11 protein-coding genes are annotated in these 13,149 nt (G+C 67.2%); 5 read left to right on the forward strand and 6 right to left on the reverse strand.

Annotated features, from left to right (window positions below; all coding sequences use genetic code 11):
* Positions 1-195 precede the first annotated feature (195 nt).
* The 3 genes from PEM_RS13665 to gap form a co-directional block, all read right to left on the reverse strand.
* Positions 196-1,572, reverse strand: a complete 1,377-nt coding sequence (locus tag PEM_RS13665; RefSeq protein WP_065197135.1) for a DUF3999 domain-containing protein — start codon at positions 1,570-1,572, stop codon at positions 196-198.
* Positions 1,569-4,241 (reverse strand): DUF2339 domain-containing protein, encoded by a 2,673-nt coding sequence (locus PEM_RS13670; protein WP_065185304.1) that lies wholly within the window; start codon positions 4,239-4,241, stop codon positions 1,569-1,571. Before PEM_RS13670 ends, PEM_RS13665 begins: the two co-directional genes overlap by 4 nt.
* Before the next feature lie 125 nt (positions 4,242-4,366).
* Positions 4,367-5,371, reverse strand: coding sequence for a type I glyceraldehyde-3-phosphate dehydrogenase (gene gap / locus PEM_RS13675; RefSeq protein WP_005418885.1), 1,005 nt, complete (start codon positions 5,369-5,371; stop codon positions 4,367-4,369).
* Positions 5,372-5,563: 192 nt separating this feature from the next.
* Here gap and PEM_RS13680 point away from each other — a divergent pair, with 192 nt between their 5' ends.
* The 3 genes from PEM_RS13680 (at position 5,564) to PEM_RS13690 (ending at position 8,251) form a co-directional block, all read left to right on the forward strand.
* Complete coding sequence (locus tag PEM_RS13680; protein ID WP_005418891.1) at positions 5,564-6,193, forward strand: OmpW family outer membrane protein; 630 nt, start codon at positions 5,564-5,566, stop codon at positions 6,191-6,193.
* Positions 6,194-6,620: 427 nt separating this feature from the next.
* On the forward strand, positions 6,621-7,439 hold the full coding sequence (locus PEM_RS13685; RefSeq protein ID WP_065185306.1) for a S1/P1 nuclease: 819 nt from the start codon (positions 6,621-6,623) through the stop codon (positions 7,437-7,439).
* An 11-nt stretch (positions 7,440-7,450) separates the two neighbouring features.
* Positions 7,451-8,251 carry an MBL fold metallo-hydrolase gene (locus tag PEM_RS13690; protein ID WP_069139292.1) on the forward strand — a complete coding sequence of 267 codons (801 nt, stop codon included), beginning with the start codon at positions 7,451-7,453 and terminating at the stop codon, positions 8,249-8,251.
* Positions 8,252-8,304: 53 nt separating this feature from the next.
* On the opposite strand, the gene PEM_RS13695 is transcribed toward PEM_RS13690, so the two are convergent.
* Genes PEM_RS13695 through PEM_RS13705 form a run of 3 tightly spaced genes read right to left on the reverse strand, consistent with a single transcriptional unit; the run spans position 8,305 to position 10,425 of the window.
* Complete coding sequence (locus tag PEM_RS13695; RefSeq protein ID WP_069139291.1) at positions 8,305-8,868, reverse strand: hypothetical protein; 564 nt, start codon at positions 8,866-8,868, stop codon at positions 8,305-8,307.
* A complete protein-coding gene (locus PEM_RS13700) occupies positions 8,865-10,067 on the reverse strand; it encodes a TonB family protein (protein ID WP_111128040.1) in 1,203 nt (400 codons plus the stop codon). The genes PEM_RS13695 and PEM_RS13700 overlap by 4 nt, the downstream gene beginning before the upstream one ends.
* Positions 10,060-10,425 carry a BlaI/MecI/CopY family transcriptional regulator gene (locus tag PEM_RS13705; protein ID WP_111128041.1) on the reverse strand — a complete coding sequence of 122 codons (366 nt, stop codon included), beginning with the start codon at positions 10,423-10,425 and terminating at the stop codon, positions 10,060-10,062. Before PEM_RS13705 ends, PEM_RS13700 begins: the two co-directional genes overlap by 8 nt.
* Before the next feature lie 118 nt (positions 10,426-10,543).
* Between PEM_RS13705 and PEM_RS13710 the strand changes: the two genes are divergently transcribed.
* Positions 10,544-11,101 carry a flavin reductase family protein gene (locus PEM_RS13710; RefSeq protein ID WP_065179076.1) on the forward strand — a complete coding sequence of 186 codons (558 nt, stop codon included), beginning with the start codon at positions 10,544-10,546 and terminating at the stop codon, positions 11,099-11,101.
* Positions 11,102-11,135: 34 nt separating this feature from the next.
* Positions 11,136-13,088 (forward strand): acetyl-CoA hydrolase/transferase C-terminal domain-containing protein, encoded by a 1,953-nt coding sequence (locus tag PEM_RS13715; protein WP_111128043.1) that lies wholly within the window; start codon positions 11,136-11,138, stop codon positions 13,086-13,088.
* Positions 13,089-13,149: the final 61 nt, after the last annotated feature.

A 13,149-nucleotide genomic window follows, 5' to 3' on the forward strand; every position in this document is an offset into this window, starting at 1 on the left:
TCCGGGCTGCCGCCTGAAACGGCTTCATGGCGTCCGTTTTCAGGGGGCCAGATCAATCCGCGCCATGGATGGCGCGGCTAAGCCTCCAGGGACGGATTCACGGCGTCCCCTGCCAAGCCCACCCGCCCGGCCAAGCGCGGCTGTTGCTTTACACGACCAATCCCACCCACGAGGGGCTGCGCCGTTCGCTGGAACCTATTCCGAAGGCGCAGGCTTCTGCCGAAGCAGGCTGAGCGCCAGGCCACCCACCACCAGTACGCCCAGGCCCAGCAACGCCCACAGCAACCACGATTTCCAATCGCGCTGCGGCTTCAGCGCCGCATCGCCGGCCAGCGGCTCCGGGCTGCCTTCCAGGCGCGCCAGTGTTGGCTGCCACGAAGGATCGTTGCGCTGCCGAAGTTCCTCGATCAGCACCCCGATCGGTGCGTCCGTGCGGCGCGCGGTCGCGCTGCCCACCGCCAGTGCGTAGGGCGCCGCGCCCTGGCTCAGGAACACCAGCACTTCCGGCTGGTAACCCAGGCGCAGCGTCGGCGCGGTGGCGGTTTCCGCCGGATTCGCCACCAGTTTCCAGTAGCGGTCGCGGTGCACCCCGCCCAGCGGCTGTGCCGCCGACTGCTGGCGCTGGCCCTGCGTGCCCTGCTGCACCTGGTAGGCGATCCACGGCGCGCTGCGACGTTGCCATTCCGCACTCTCGTCATCGCGGCTGAACAGCGTCCATTGCACCAGGCTGTTATCGGTGCTGGCGACATCGGCACGTGCCACCGGGAACCGGCCATCCATCTCGAAGGTGTACTCGCCCTTGCCCGACGACGTCGGCTCCAGCGACAGCCATTCCCAGGGCAGCGTGGCCGGAGCTGGCGGCAGTTCCGCCAGTACGCCGCGCAGGGTCGGCAGGCGCGAGTCGCCCTGCGCCAGGATGCGCAGGTAGCGTGCAGCGCCGTCCACCTGCAGGCGGCGCTGCAGCAGGCGCTTGCCGGCGCGCTGCAGATCCACCAGCGGCACGTCGCGGCCAATCGATCGCCAGTGCTGCAGGTCGTCACTGGCATCCAGCTGCACCTGCACCTGCAGCGGCTGGCCGCTGTCGTTCCAGTCCAGCACCAGTGCCGCCAGCGGCTGCTGATCGAGCATGCTGGCGTCGATCAGCCAGCCGCCCTGCCCGCTCGACCCAGCCCCGCCACCCACCCGTGCTTCGACCCGGCGCACGCGCCCATCGGTATCACGCTCGGTCAGCAGCTGCAGGTCGTTGCGCTGTGCATCGGCCAGCGGCGGCAGCACGAACCACGGCAGTTCACGCTGCACCGGCGACTGCGCCAGCGGCTGGTCCGGCGCCAGCAGTGCCGACGGCAACAACTGGCTGGCCGCGTTGAACACTTGCAGATCGCTGAGATCGGCGGTCACGGCACGGCGGTAGATCGCCGGCTCCAGCACGATACGGTAGGCACCGGACTGCGCACTGGACAATGTGAGCGGCCATTGCTCGGCATACTGCGTGCGGTAATCAGCCGCCTGTACCACGACGGCGGCCAGCATGCCGAACATCGCCGGCAGCAGCGCCCTGCTCCACTTCCTCATTGCGTTTCCTCCACGGTCGGCGCCGCGCTTGGCGGTGCCGGTGCCAGATAACCCACGACCGTGCACAGCAGGCCGTAGGCGATGAACGATGCGATGCCCAGCAGGTTGCCCAGGTGCTGGCGATCGACAATAACCAGCTTGGCCAGCACCACGCCCATCAGCACGGCACCGACCATCCACAACACACGCTGGCTGCGACGCGAACCCCACACCCAGGCAATCACACCCAGCACGCTCCACAACACGGTCAGGCTGGTCTGCGCCAGGCTGAAGCGCATCATCGAGGCATTCCACGCCAGTCCACCCCATTGGTGCACGCCATGCAGCACCAGGCTGGTCAACGCGAGGAAGGCCGCCAGTGCCAGCAGCGGCATGCGGATGTTCAGCAATGCCTGCGGTGCCTCACTGCCGTACAGCCAGCGCGCCAGCAGCAGCAGGCTCAGCCACTGGCCGATCTCGGCCGGATTCAGCACCGGCAGCCACAGCAGCGGTGCGGCGTCGCCCGGCAGCAGCTGGCCCAGCAGCCAACCGATCGCCAGCAGGCCGAACAGCACGCACTGCAGCGGGACGCGCGCGCTGTCGAATGCCGCGCCCAGCGGCCAGCGCAATGCGTTCCAGCGCCACAGCGACAGCGCCGCCATCAGCAGCCACGGCAAGGTCACCAGCAGGGTCGTCCAACCCTGCGCCAGGCCGGCCTCGCCACTACCCCACAAGGCCAGCAACGAAAGCAGCGACGGCCACAGCAGCCACCACAGGAACTGCGCGATGCGGGCCACGGTATCGCCGCCCTGGCGCAGGCACAGCAGGGTACGCACGCCCAGTACCGCGAACACCGCCCAGGCCAGCGCGCCGTGGCCGGCGAACGGCTGGTGGTGTGCATCGCTCTGCATCAGGGCCAGCGGGAAGCCCAGCGCGAGCATGGCCAGCGCGGTCACGCCCAGCGCACGCGCCGGCTGGCGACGCTGCGCTTCGGCCGCCAGCCAGGCAGTGACCGCGGCCAGCACCAGCAACGCGTCCACTTCGGTGCGGTACGGGAAGAAGCGGGTGATCTCATGGACCAGGCCGCCCAGCCACCACAGCAGGCCCCACAGGTAATACACCAGTGCGACCTCATGACGCGGCCTGCGCTGGTAGCTCCACGCCGACGCGAAGCCGGCCAGGGCCAGCAACAGCGCGCCAACGGCGGTCGGGTTGATCAGGAAGCGCAGGTCTTCGTGCCAGTGGTCGCCACCGGCAACGAAGGCGAATGCGGCGCCGATCTGCAGCAACGCGCCGGAGACCTGCGGCAGCCACCGCTTCTGGCGCAGCCCCAACCACGCCAGGCCAGCGCCTTCCAGTGCAAACACGGCGCCCGTGGCGCGCGCCGACAATGCCAGCGGCACCGCCAGCGTGGCGAAACCCACCGCGAGCACGGCATGCGACTGCGCCAGCACGGTGTACGACGCACGTGCGATCAGCGCCCGGGCCAACACCGCGTAGATCGCCGCCAGGCCCAGCGCGCACAGTGCCAGCGTCATCGGTTGCGCGTGCAGCATGCCTGCCTGCAGCGAGAACGCGACCAGCGGCGTGCCGAACACCAGGCTGCCATCGATCAGGTCGCGCCGGCCGGCCGGCTGGCGACGCGCGTACAGCAGCGGAATCAGCAGGTAGAACACGAAGAACAGCGCCAGGAACGGCTCGGTGCTGCTGAACTTGTCCGGTGCGTACTGCAGCACGCCCCAGAAGGTGCCGATGCCGAAGGTGAAGGCGAAGCCCAGCAGGTTCAGCGCGCGCCACGGGCGGAACCAGGCGATGGCGAAGATGCCCGCATTGAGCACGGCGTAATAGCTGAACAGCCCCACGTGGTTGCCACTGCCGGTGGACAGCCACAGCGGTGCCATGAAGCCGGCCAGGATGCCCAGTACGGCCAGCGTGCGCGAGTTCTGCACCACCGCCAGCACGCACAGCCCGGCCACAAGTGCGATCGAACTGGCAAAGGCAAAGGCCGGCGGAATCAGGTCGAAGCGCTTGAACGCCGCGAAGATGGTCAGCAGCAGTACGCCGATGGCACCGCCCTGCAGCGCCAGGGCAAACAGCCGCCGGCGTTCACGCTGGTGCCAACCGAAGGCCAGCAGGCCCAGCGCAGCCACGGTGATGCCGGCAAGGCGCAGTTCGATCGGCAGCACCAGCCAGCCCTGGTCGCTGACGTACTTCAGCAGCGCTGCGACACCGGCCAGCAGCACCAGCATGCCGATCTTGACCGGCACGTTGCCTTCGGTGAACCAGCGCTTGACCGCACCGATGCCACGCTCGATGACATTGGGCAGTTCCGGTTCGGAAGGCAGCGGCGGCTGCACCGGCACCGGCGGCACCGGCGGTGGCGCAGCAGGACGGGGGACAGGCACCTCGGTGGGCGTTGCTTCGCGCACCGGTGGCTGCGGGGGCTGAGGCGCAGCAGCAGCGGCGGCCGGCCGCAGGAACGGTGGATCGGCGCTGGCAGCAGGTGCGGCCACAGGCCGTTCAGGCGCGGGTGCGGTGGCGGCCGGCCTGACGGCGGCCGGCGCGGCGGCCATCGCGCTTTCCAGCGCAGCGACGCGGCGGCGCAGGCCGGCAATCATCACCAGCGCGACCACCAGCAACAGCGGAATGGCCAGAAGAACCAGTACGACCAGGGCTATCAGTGCTTCCATTGCGTGCTTCCAATGCGATCCCGCGCCCCAGCGGCGGCGGTCGACCGCCCCATGCTACGACAGGGTGGGTCCCATAAACGACGAACCCCGGCCAGGCCGGGGTCCGTCTGCGATCTACACCGGCCTTACTTGGCGGCGATGACCTTGGCCATTTCCAGGCACTTGTTGGAGTAGCCCCACTCGTTGTCGTACCAGGTCACCAGCTTGACGAAGGTGCCGTCCAGGGCGATGCCGGCGTCGGCGTCGAACACCGAGGTGCAGGTCTCGCCGCGGAAATCGGTGGCCACGACCTTGTCTTCGGTGTAGCCGAGGATGCCCTTCAGCGCGCCTTCGCTCTGTGCCTTCACTTCAGCGCAGATCTCGGCGTAGGTGGCTTCCTTCTCCAGCTCGACGGTCAGGTCGACCACCGACACGTCCGAGGTCGGGACGCGGAAGCTCATGCCGGTCAGCTTCTTGTTCAGTTCCGGGATGACCACGCCGACGGCCTTGGCCGCACCGGTGGACGAGGGAATGATGTTTTCCAGGATGCCACGGCCGCCGCGCCAGTCCTTGTTGGACGGGCCATCGACGGTCTTCTGGGTGGCGGTGGCCGCATGCACGGTGGTCATCAGGCCGCGCTTGATGCCCCACTTGTCATTGATGACCTTGGCCAGCGGAGCCAGGCAGTTGGTGGTGCACGACGCGTTGGAGATGATTGCCTGGCCAGCATAGGTCTTGTCGTTCACGCCGAACACGAACATCGGCGTGTCGTCCTTCGACGGGGCCGACATGATGACCTTCCTGGCGCCGGCATCGATGTGCTTCTGCGCGGTTTCCTTGGTCAGGAACAGGCCGGTGGCTTCCAGCACCACGTCGGCGCCGACCTCGTCCCACTTCAGGTTGGCCGGGTCGCGTTCCTGGGTCAGGCGGATCTTCTTGCCGTTGACCAGCAGGTCGTTGCCCTGCACCGCTACGTCGGCCTTGAAGCGGCCGTGCACGGAGTCGTACTTGAGCATGTAGGCCAGGTAATCCGGCTCCAGCAGATCGTTGATGGCCACGATTTCGATGTCGTCGCCGAAGTTCAGCACCGCCGAGCGCAGGACGTTACGCCCGATGCGACCGAAACCGTTGATACCAACCTTGATTGCCATTTCTCAAGCTCCTGCAGCCGCGACGGGTGCGGCGGGATGGATAGGGCCCACAAGTCTAGCAGGCCGGGGCTGGCCACCGTGGGCCAGGCCGGGCCGCCAGCAGGTCGGCGGACAGGATTTGATCCGGATCAAAGCGTTAGCGCGGCGTGAGGCCGAGACTGTCGCCATCCACCCAGCAACGAGAACACCCCCATGCGCAAGACCTCCTCCCTGATCGTGGCCAGCCTGGCCGCCGCCCTGTCCCTCGCCGCCGCCCCGGCCATGGCCCAGTCCAAGGGCGACTGGACCGTTTCGGCCGGCGTGCACCAGGTGGCGCCGAAGTCGAACAACGGCTGGCTGGCCGGCGGCACCCTGAAGGTCGACGTCGACAACGACGTCAAGCCGACCATCACCGGCGAGTACTTCATCGCCGACAACCTGGGCATCGAAGTGCTGGCCGCGCTGCCGTTCAAGCACGACATCAACATCAACGGCCTGGGCCGCGTCGGCAGCACCAAGCAGCTGCCGCCGGTGGTGACCCTGCAGTACCACTTCAACAGCAAGGGCAAGGTGTCGCCGTTCGTCGGTGCAGGTGTGAACTACACCACCTTCTTCAGCGAAGATACCACCGGTGCATTGGCCGGCAGCAAGCTGAAGCTGCAGGATTCGTGGGGCCTGGCCGCGCATGCGGGCATCGATTTCGCGATCGGCGAGAAGGGCGCCCTGCGCGTGGACATGCGCTGGATCGACATCGACAGCAAGGTGAAGTTGAACGGCGAGAAGATCGGCACCGTCAACATCGATCCGCTGGTCTACGGCGCTTCGTACGTCTTCAAGTTCTAAAGCGGTGTGTTGAGTGCGGGGGGCTTCGCCCCCCGCTCCCCCGCTATACGCAAAACCCTCGCAGCATGTTGCCCCGGTGATTGCCGGGGCTTTTTTGTGCCTGGGACTGAAGCGGTTCCGGAGCTGGGGCGAGGCGGGGAGCAGAGCCTGTACATCCGAGGCGTAATGGTTGCCTGCAATTGCAAAAGGCGGATTTTGATCCTGCATTTGTTCTTGATGTTGCCTTTGACGTTTGCATCCGCCTCCGCAGCCATGTTGGATGGGGCTGCAGGGGCAGGCGCTGCGGGACCGTCCGCGGCATGAATGCCGCGGACGAGCTTACAGGGACGTACTTGCAACGTGTCCCGCAGCGCCAGCCCCTGCAGCCAGCCCCCAGCAGACAGCAACGCGCCGCTCTTCAATCCACCTACCCCGCTAGAATATGTGCATGAAAGCCCTGCACTCCCTGTTCCTCGCCGCCACCCTGGTGCCGGCCCTGCTGTCCGTCTCCGCCCCCGCCCATGCCTGGGGCGCGCAAGGCCACCGCCTGGTTGCCGAAGTCGCCGACGCCCGCCTCAACCCCGCCGCCCGCGCCGAAGTGGACCGCCTGCTGGCCACCGAAGCGGACGCCACCCTGGCCAGCATCGCGCCGTGGGCCGACCAGCTGCGCGCCAAGGACCCCGGCCTGGGCCGTCGTTCGGCCGGCTGGCACTACGTCAACATCGCCGAAGACGACTGCCATTACGAAGCACCGAAGCACTGCAGGAACGGCAACTGCATCGTCGAGGCCCTGAAAGCACAGAGCGCCATCCTGGGCGACCGCAGCCTGACCGATGGCGAGCGCCTGCAGGCACTGAAGTTCGTCGTGCACCTGGTCGGCGACATCCACCAGCCGATGCATGCCGGTTACGCTCATGACAAGGGCGGCAACGATTTCCAGCTGCAGTTCGGCAACCGCGGTACCAACCTGCACTCGCTGTGGGACAGCGGCATGCTCAACACCCGCAAGCTGGACGACGCCGGCTACCTGCCGCTGCTGCAGAGCCAGCGCGCGCCGAAGCTGGCGCGCCAGTCCAACCCGCAGCGCGACCCACAGACCTGGGCCGAGGCCAGCTGCCGCATTTCCATGCAAGCTGGCGTTTATCCGGCCACGCGTAAAATCGGTGACGAATACACCGAGCGCTACCGGCCGCTGGCCGAAGCGCAGCTGCGACTGGCCGGCGAGAACCTGGCGCAGTTGCTGAACCGCGTGCTCGGCACGCGCTGAGGAGAGTTCCGATGCCGGTCCAGGTGCAGTCGTTCTTCCACCGTGACAGCAATACCTTCAGCTACCTGGTCAGCGATCCGGCCAGCGGTGATGCGGCGCTGATCGATCCGGTCCTGGACTACGACCCGGATACCGACGCCAGCAGTGAAGCGCCGCTGCATGCCGCATTGCAGGCCATCGAACAGCAAGGCCTGCAGCTGCGCTGGCTGCTGGAAACCCATGCCCATGCGGACCACGTGTCGGCCGGGCGCCGGCTCAAGCAGCGCTTCCCGCAGGCCACGCTGGCCATCGGTGAAGGTATCCGCGCGGTGCAAGCCACGTTCGCGCCGCGCTATGGCCTGCAGCTTCCGGCCGCCGATGAGATCTTCGATCACCTGTTCAGCGACGGCGAAACCTTTGCCATTGGCGAGCTGCAAGGACAGGTGATCGCCGTGCCCGGCCACACCAGCGACAGCATCGCCTACCTGATCGGCGATGCGCTGTTCACCGGCGATTCGCTGTTCATGCCCGACGGCGGCACCGCACGCTGCGATTTCCCGGGTGGCGATGCCGCGCAGCTGTATCGCTCGATCCAGCGCCTGCTGGCGCTGCCCGATACCACCCGGGTTTTCGTCTGCCACGACTACGGCCCGGGGGGCCGTGATTTCGCCAACGAAACCACCATCGGTGAACAGCGCGCGCACAACATCCACGTGCATGACGGCGTGGCCGAGGCAGAGTTCGTCAGCGTGCGCCAGGCCCGCGATGCCACGCTGGAAGAACCGAAGCTGATGCAACCGGCGGTGAAGGCCAACATCCAGGGAGGGGCCTGACGTACGCCGGGCAGAGCCCGGCGCCATCGGTTTCCATCACGGACCGCGAGCGTTCATTTTCCCTGCGTGCGCACCACATGCTGGCCCTTCACGATCTCGAAGGTGAAGGCGTACTGCAGGGTGACCGCCACCGGCTCGACCCGTTCGGCGCCCCGGCAGTCACCGCGGTCGGCAGGCACCTTGCCAGCCGCGAAGTGGCAGACCGCTGCGGACGAGTACTTCCACATCGCCACGGCCTCCTGCGCAGCCTGCAGCAGGGGCGCATTCTCGCCCGCAGCACCTGCCGCGCACTCCGGGCGATCGGTCAATGGCAGGCTGCGCTCGACGACGCCGTTGGCATCAACCACCACCTGCAGGCAGATCGTGGTCGGCGCCAGTTCCGCACGCGGGTCACGATCGCCGACCTCCGGGTCCGGTGCCGCGTACAACTGCGGCATCCGGTAGCCCTCGGTCGCACCCAGCGAATACGCCTGCAACTGCCCACTGCCACCGCCCGCCTGCGGCTGCAGTCGCTGGTGGCCGACATTCTCGCTGCGGGTGTGCACGGTGGCCAGCCGTTCCTGGCTCGCACACCCCATCATCAGCGCCGCCACCACGAGCAGCGGCGCGGACTTCACTGGGCGTCCTCGCTGTTGTCCATCGCAAAGGTGATCGGAATCTTCACTGCGCCTGCCACCGGCTTGCCGTTCTTCATCGCCGGCCGATAGGTCCAGCTGCGCGCTGCGGTGATCGACACCGCGTCGAACACGCCCGGATTGGTGGCACTGAGCACCCTGACATCGGTGGGTTGGCCGCTGGCATCCACTTCCACGCGCAGGTTCACCACGCCCACCTGGCGCTCCTCGACCGCGGATTTCGGATAGGAAGGCGGTGGCATCTTGACGACCTGGATCTCCCGATCCATGACCGCCGCTGCCGGGCGGCCAGCCATCGCATCGCCCTGGCTGGCCCACGCTACTGCGCCCATTCCCAGGCACAACCCGACGACCAGCACCTGCCCCGATACCCACGGCAATGCCTTCCGCTTGGACTGCTTCAACATGGCGATACGCTCCTTCAACACGGGTTGGCTGCGCCAATGGCAGACCGCTGGCGCAACCGGGTGGACCAGCTGCGCCTTCAGCAGCGTGCTGGCGTAAAGCCCGCGCAGCGCAGGCTGCGGGGCGATGGTGCGGGCATCGCAGGCCAGTTCCTGGTCGCGCAGGAAGCAGCGTGCGGCCCAGGGCACCAGCGGGTGGAACCAGAACACCGCACGCATAAGCAGCAACGCACCATTGGCCCAGTGATCGCCATTGCGGCGGTGGCTGCGCTCGTGCAGCAGGATCAGGCTCTGTTCCTGCGCGCTGAACTGCTGATCGAAGTCAGGACCGACCACGATGCGCGGCCGCCACAACCCGACCAGCGCGGGCAGGCCGGGGTCGCCACTGGCCTGCCAGCTGCCATCGGTGCGCGGCGTCAGCTGGCCCATGCGCCGTTCGAAGCGACGCTGCGCGCGCAGGTCGCGCAACAGGCAGGCACCTGCGCCCGTCGCCCACAGCGCCAGCAACAGCCCACCCCATGGCAGCGACGGCCGGCTCAGCGCATCGATGGCACCGGGCATCACTTTCAGCGGCAACGTCGGTACCTGCTGCAACAGCGCAACCTGCGGCAGCGGCAGCATCAGCGCCAACAGCAGCATCGGCAGCAACCACCAGCTGCGATAGGCCAGTCCAACGCCGCCCAGCCGCAGCAGCAACGGACGCAGCACAGCCAGCATGATCACGCCTGCCGCCAGCCACACGCTGGCCTGCCACAGTCCACCGAGCAGCTCAGTCATGGTCCAGCTCCTGGATCAGCTTCTTCAGTTCGGCGATGTCCTGTGCGCTCAACTGGCCGCGTTCGCTGAAGTGCGCGACCAGCGGCGCCACGCGCCCTTCGAAGACACGGCCGATGAAGTCCTGGCTCTGCGCCTCCACCCACACCTGGCGCTGCAACAGCGGGCGATACAGATAGCGCCGGCCATCGCGCTCAGCGGCGATGGCGCCCTTGGTCAGCAGGCGGTTGAGCAGGGTCTTGATGGTCGGCTCGGCCCAGTCGCGGTGAGCCAGCGCAGCCACCACATCATCGGCGCTGCGCGGTGCCTGCTGCCACAGCACCTCCATCACAACGGCTTCGGCTTCGCTGATCGGGGTCATGGTTTACATCCGTAATCGATAATCTGATTACGCGCGTAATCGAACCTCCTGTCAAGCCCCTCGACTCCGGATTCATCGGCTTTGCGCCAGCATCGAGCCCTCCCGGCCGAGGCTTCGGATGAAAGCGCTTCCCAAGAAGGAATTCCCGGTCGAGCAGGCCCGACGCTTCCTCGAACCCGGCCCGATCGTGCTGGTCAGCACCGCCTGGCGCGGCCAGCGCAACCTGATGACGATGGGCTGGCACATGGTGATGGGCTTCTCGCCGTCGCTGGTCGCCACCTACCTGTGGAATGAAAACCACAGCCATGCACTGGCCGTCGGCAGTGGCGAGTGCGTGATCAACGTACCCGGCGTGGAACTGCTCGATACCGTGGTGGACATCGGCAACTGCAGCGGCCGCGAGGTCGACAAGTTCGCCCGTTTCGGGCTCGATGCGCTGCCCGCGCGCGAGGTCGGTGCGCCGCTGGTCGGGCAATGCCACTCGAACTTCGAATGCCGGTTGTACGACGACAGCCAGGTGGCGTCGAGCAACCTGTTCATCTGGGAGATCGTGCGCGCCCATGTTGCGTCCCGGCCGAAACTGCCGCGCACGGTGCATTACCGCGGCGACGGGCAGTTCATGGTGTCCGGCGTGGAAGTCTCGCGTCGACGGCGGTTCAAGCCCGACATGCTGTAATGCCCGCACTCCCCCGCACGCAGGACCGCCACGCATGACCGAACACCTCACCGACCTGGACGCCGCCGTCGACTGGTTGTTAGCGCGCGTGGACGGGCCGCTGCGGATCGGGGCACCGCTGGCGCTGGGCAAGCCACATCGGCTGCTCAACGCCCTGTATGCGCGCGTCGAGCACGATCCCTCACGGCCGCTGCAGCTGTATACCGCGCTGTCGTTGAATCCGCCGAAGGCGCGTGGCAACGGCCTGGAGGCACGCTTCCTGGCGCCGTTTGCGCAGCGCCACTTCGGCGACGATTTCCCGCGCCTGGCCTATGCCGATGCTATCGCGCGCGACGCATTGCCAGCGCACGTGCAGGTGGAAGAGTTCTACATGCAGTCCGGCGCCCTGCTCGGTTCACGGCAGGCGCAATCCAGCTATACCAGCCTGAACTACACCCACGCCGCCGATGCGGTCGCTCAGCGCGCACCGCAGGTGATCGTGCAGAAGGTGGCGATGCGGCCGAATGACCGCCGGCTTTCGCTGTCGTGCAACAACGACATCACCCAGGACACGCTCGATGCGATGACCGCGCGCGGCCTGCCGCGCCCGTTGCTGATCGCCGAGATCGATCCGCAGCTGCCCTACCTGGCCGGCTCGGCGACGGTCGATGTGTCGTTCTTCGATCTGGTGATCACCCCACCGCCACCGTACCCGGCGCTGTTCGGGCTGCCGCGGCAGCCGGTCGGCGATGCCGACTACGCCATCGGCCTGTATGCCAGCACCCTGGTGCGCGACGGCGGCACCCTGCAGATCGGCATCGGCACGCTGGCCGACGCGCTCAGCCATGCGCTGGTGCTGCGCCACACCGACAACGCGCGCTACCGCCGCGTGCTGCATGCACTTGATCCGCAGCTGGCCAGCCACCCGCTGGTGCAGGAGATCGGCGGCGTGGACCCGTTCGAAGTGGGACTGTACGGCTGCAGCGAGATGCTCAACGAGGGCTTCCGCAGGCTGGTGCAGACCGGGGTGATCAAGCGCAAGGTGCACGACGACCTGGCGCTGATGCAACGCATCGAAAATGGCAGCACGCTGTCCATCGACCATGCCACCCTGGCCGCCGAAGGCGAGTACCTGCACGGTGCGTTCTACCTGGGCTCACCGGAGTTCTACGAGTGGCTGCGCACGCTGCCGGAAGACGAATGCCGTGCGATCGGCATGCGCCGCATCAGCGAGATCAACCAGCTGTATGGCGGTAACGAGGCACTGGAGCGCCTGCAGCGCCGCCATGCGCGTTTCTTCAATTCCTGCATGATGGCTACCGCGCTCGGCGCGGCGGTGTCGGACGCGCTGGACGATGGACGCGTGGTGTCCGGCGTGGGCGGCCAGTACAACTTCGTGGCGATGGCACATGCCCTGCCGGAAGCGCGCAGCGTGCTGATGTTCCGTGCCGCACGCGATGACAAGGGCCACCGGGAATCCAACGTGCGCTGGAACTACGGCCACACCACCATCCCGCGCCACCTGCGCGACATTTACCTCAACGAGTACGGCATCGCCGATCTGCGCGGCCTGACCGACGAAGACTGCGTGCATGCGATGACCGCGATCACTGAAGCGCCGTTCCAGGGCGATCTGCTGCAGCAGGCACAGGCCTCGCGCAAGCTGCTGGCGGCCGCGCAACCGGATCCGGAGCGCCAGCAGCGCAACACGCCACAGGCGCTGGCGGCGGCACTGGCACCATTCCGCGCCGATGGCAGCCTGCCGGACTACCCGCTGGGCAGCGATTTCAACGAGATCGAGCAGGTGCTGGTCAAAGCGCTGGCCTGGCTGAAGGCCAACACGCAGACCCGCAGCGACAAGCTGCGCACCGTCTGGGCAGCGCTGCGGCAACCGGCCGGCGACGGCGATGCCGTGTACCTGCAGCGCATGGGCCTGCAGGCACCGAAAGACTTCGCCGAACGCCTGGACGCGCGGCTGCTGCGGCTGGCGCTGGCGCGTACCGCCTGAGAAAAAGGGGACGGAGGGAATTAAGTCGTTTGTGCACAAACGACTTAATTCCCTCCGTCCC

It is taken from the genome of Stenotrophomonas sp. Pemsol (assembly GCF_003586545.1).
GTDB classification, from domain to species: domain Bacteria; phylum Pseudomonadota; class Gammaproteobacteria; order Xanthomonadales; family Xanthomonadaceae; genus Stenotrophomonas; species Stenotrophomonas sepilia.

Excerpts from the sequence above, each read along its gene's own strand:
- PEM_RS13665 (WP_065197135.1), bottom strand. The coding sequence starts at position 1,572 with ATGAGGAAGTGGAGCAGGGCGCTGCTGCCGGCGATGTTCGGCATGCTG.
- PEM_RS13680 (WP_005418891.1), top strand. The coding sequence starts at position 5,564 with ATGCGCAAGACCTCCTCCCTGATCGTGGCCAGCCTGGCCGCCGCCCTG.
- PEM_RS13710 (WP_065179076.1), top strand. The coding sequence starts at position 10,544 with ATGAAAGCGCTTCCCAAGAAGGAATTCCCGGTCGAGCAGGCCCGACGC.
- PEM_RS13690 (WP_069139292.1), top strand. The coding sequence starts at position 7,451 with ATGCCGGTCCAGGTGCAGTCGTTCTTCCACCGTGACAGCAATACCTTC.
- gap (WP_005418885.1), bottom strand. The coding sequence starts at position 5,371 with ATGGCAATCAAGGTTGGTATCAACGGTTTCGGTCGCATCGGGCGTAAC.
- PEM_RS13670 (WP_065185304.1), bottom strand. The coding sequence starts at position 4,241 with ATGGAAGCACTGATAGCCCTGGTCGTACTGGTTCTTCTGGCCATTCCG.
- PEM_RS13705 (WP_111128041.1), bottom strand. The coding sequence starts at position 10,425 with ATGACCCCGATCAGCGAAGCCGAAGCCGTTGTGATGGAGGTGCTGTGG.
- PEM_RS13685 (WP_065185306.1), top strand. The coding sequence starts at position 6,621 with ATGAAAGCCCTGCACTCCCTGTTCCTCGCCGCCACCCTGGTGCCGGCC.
- PEM_RS13715 (WP_111128043.1), top strand. The coding sequence starts at position 11,136 with ATGACCGAACACCTCACCGACCTGGACGCCGCCGTCGACTGGTTGTTA.
- PEM_RS13700 (WP_111128040.1), bottom strand. The coding sequence starts at position 10,067 with ATGACTGAGCTGCTCGGTGGACTGTGGCAGGCCAGCGTGTGGCTGGCG.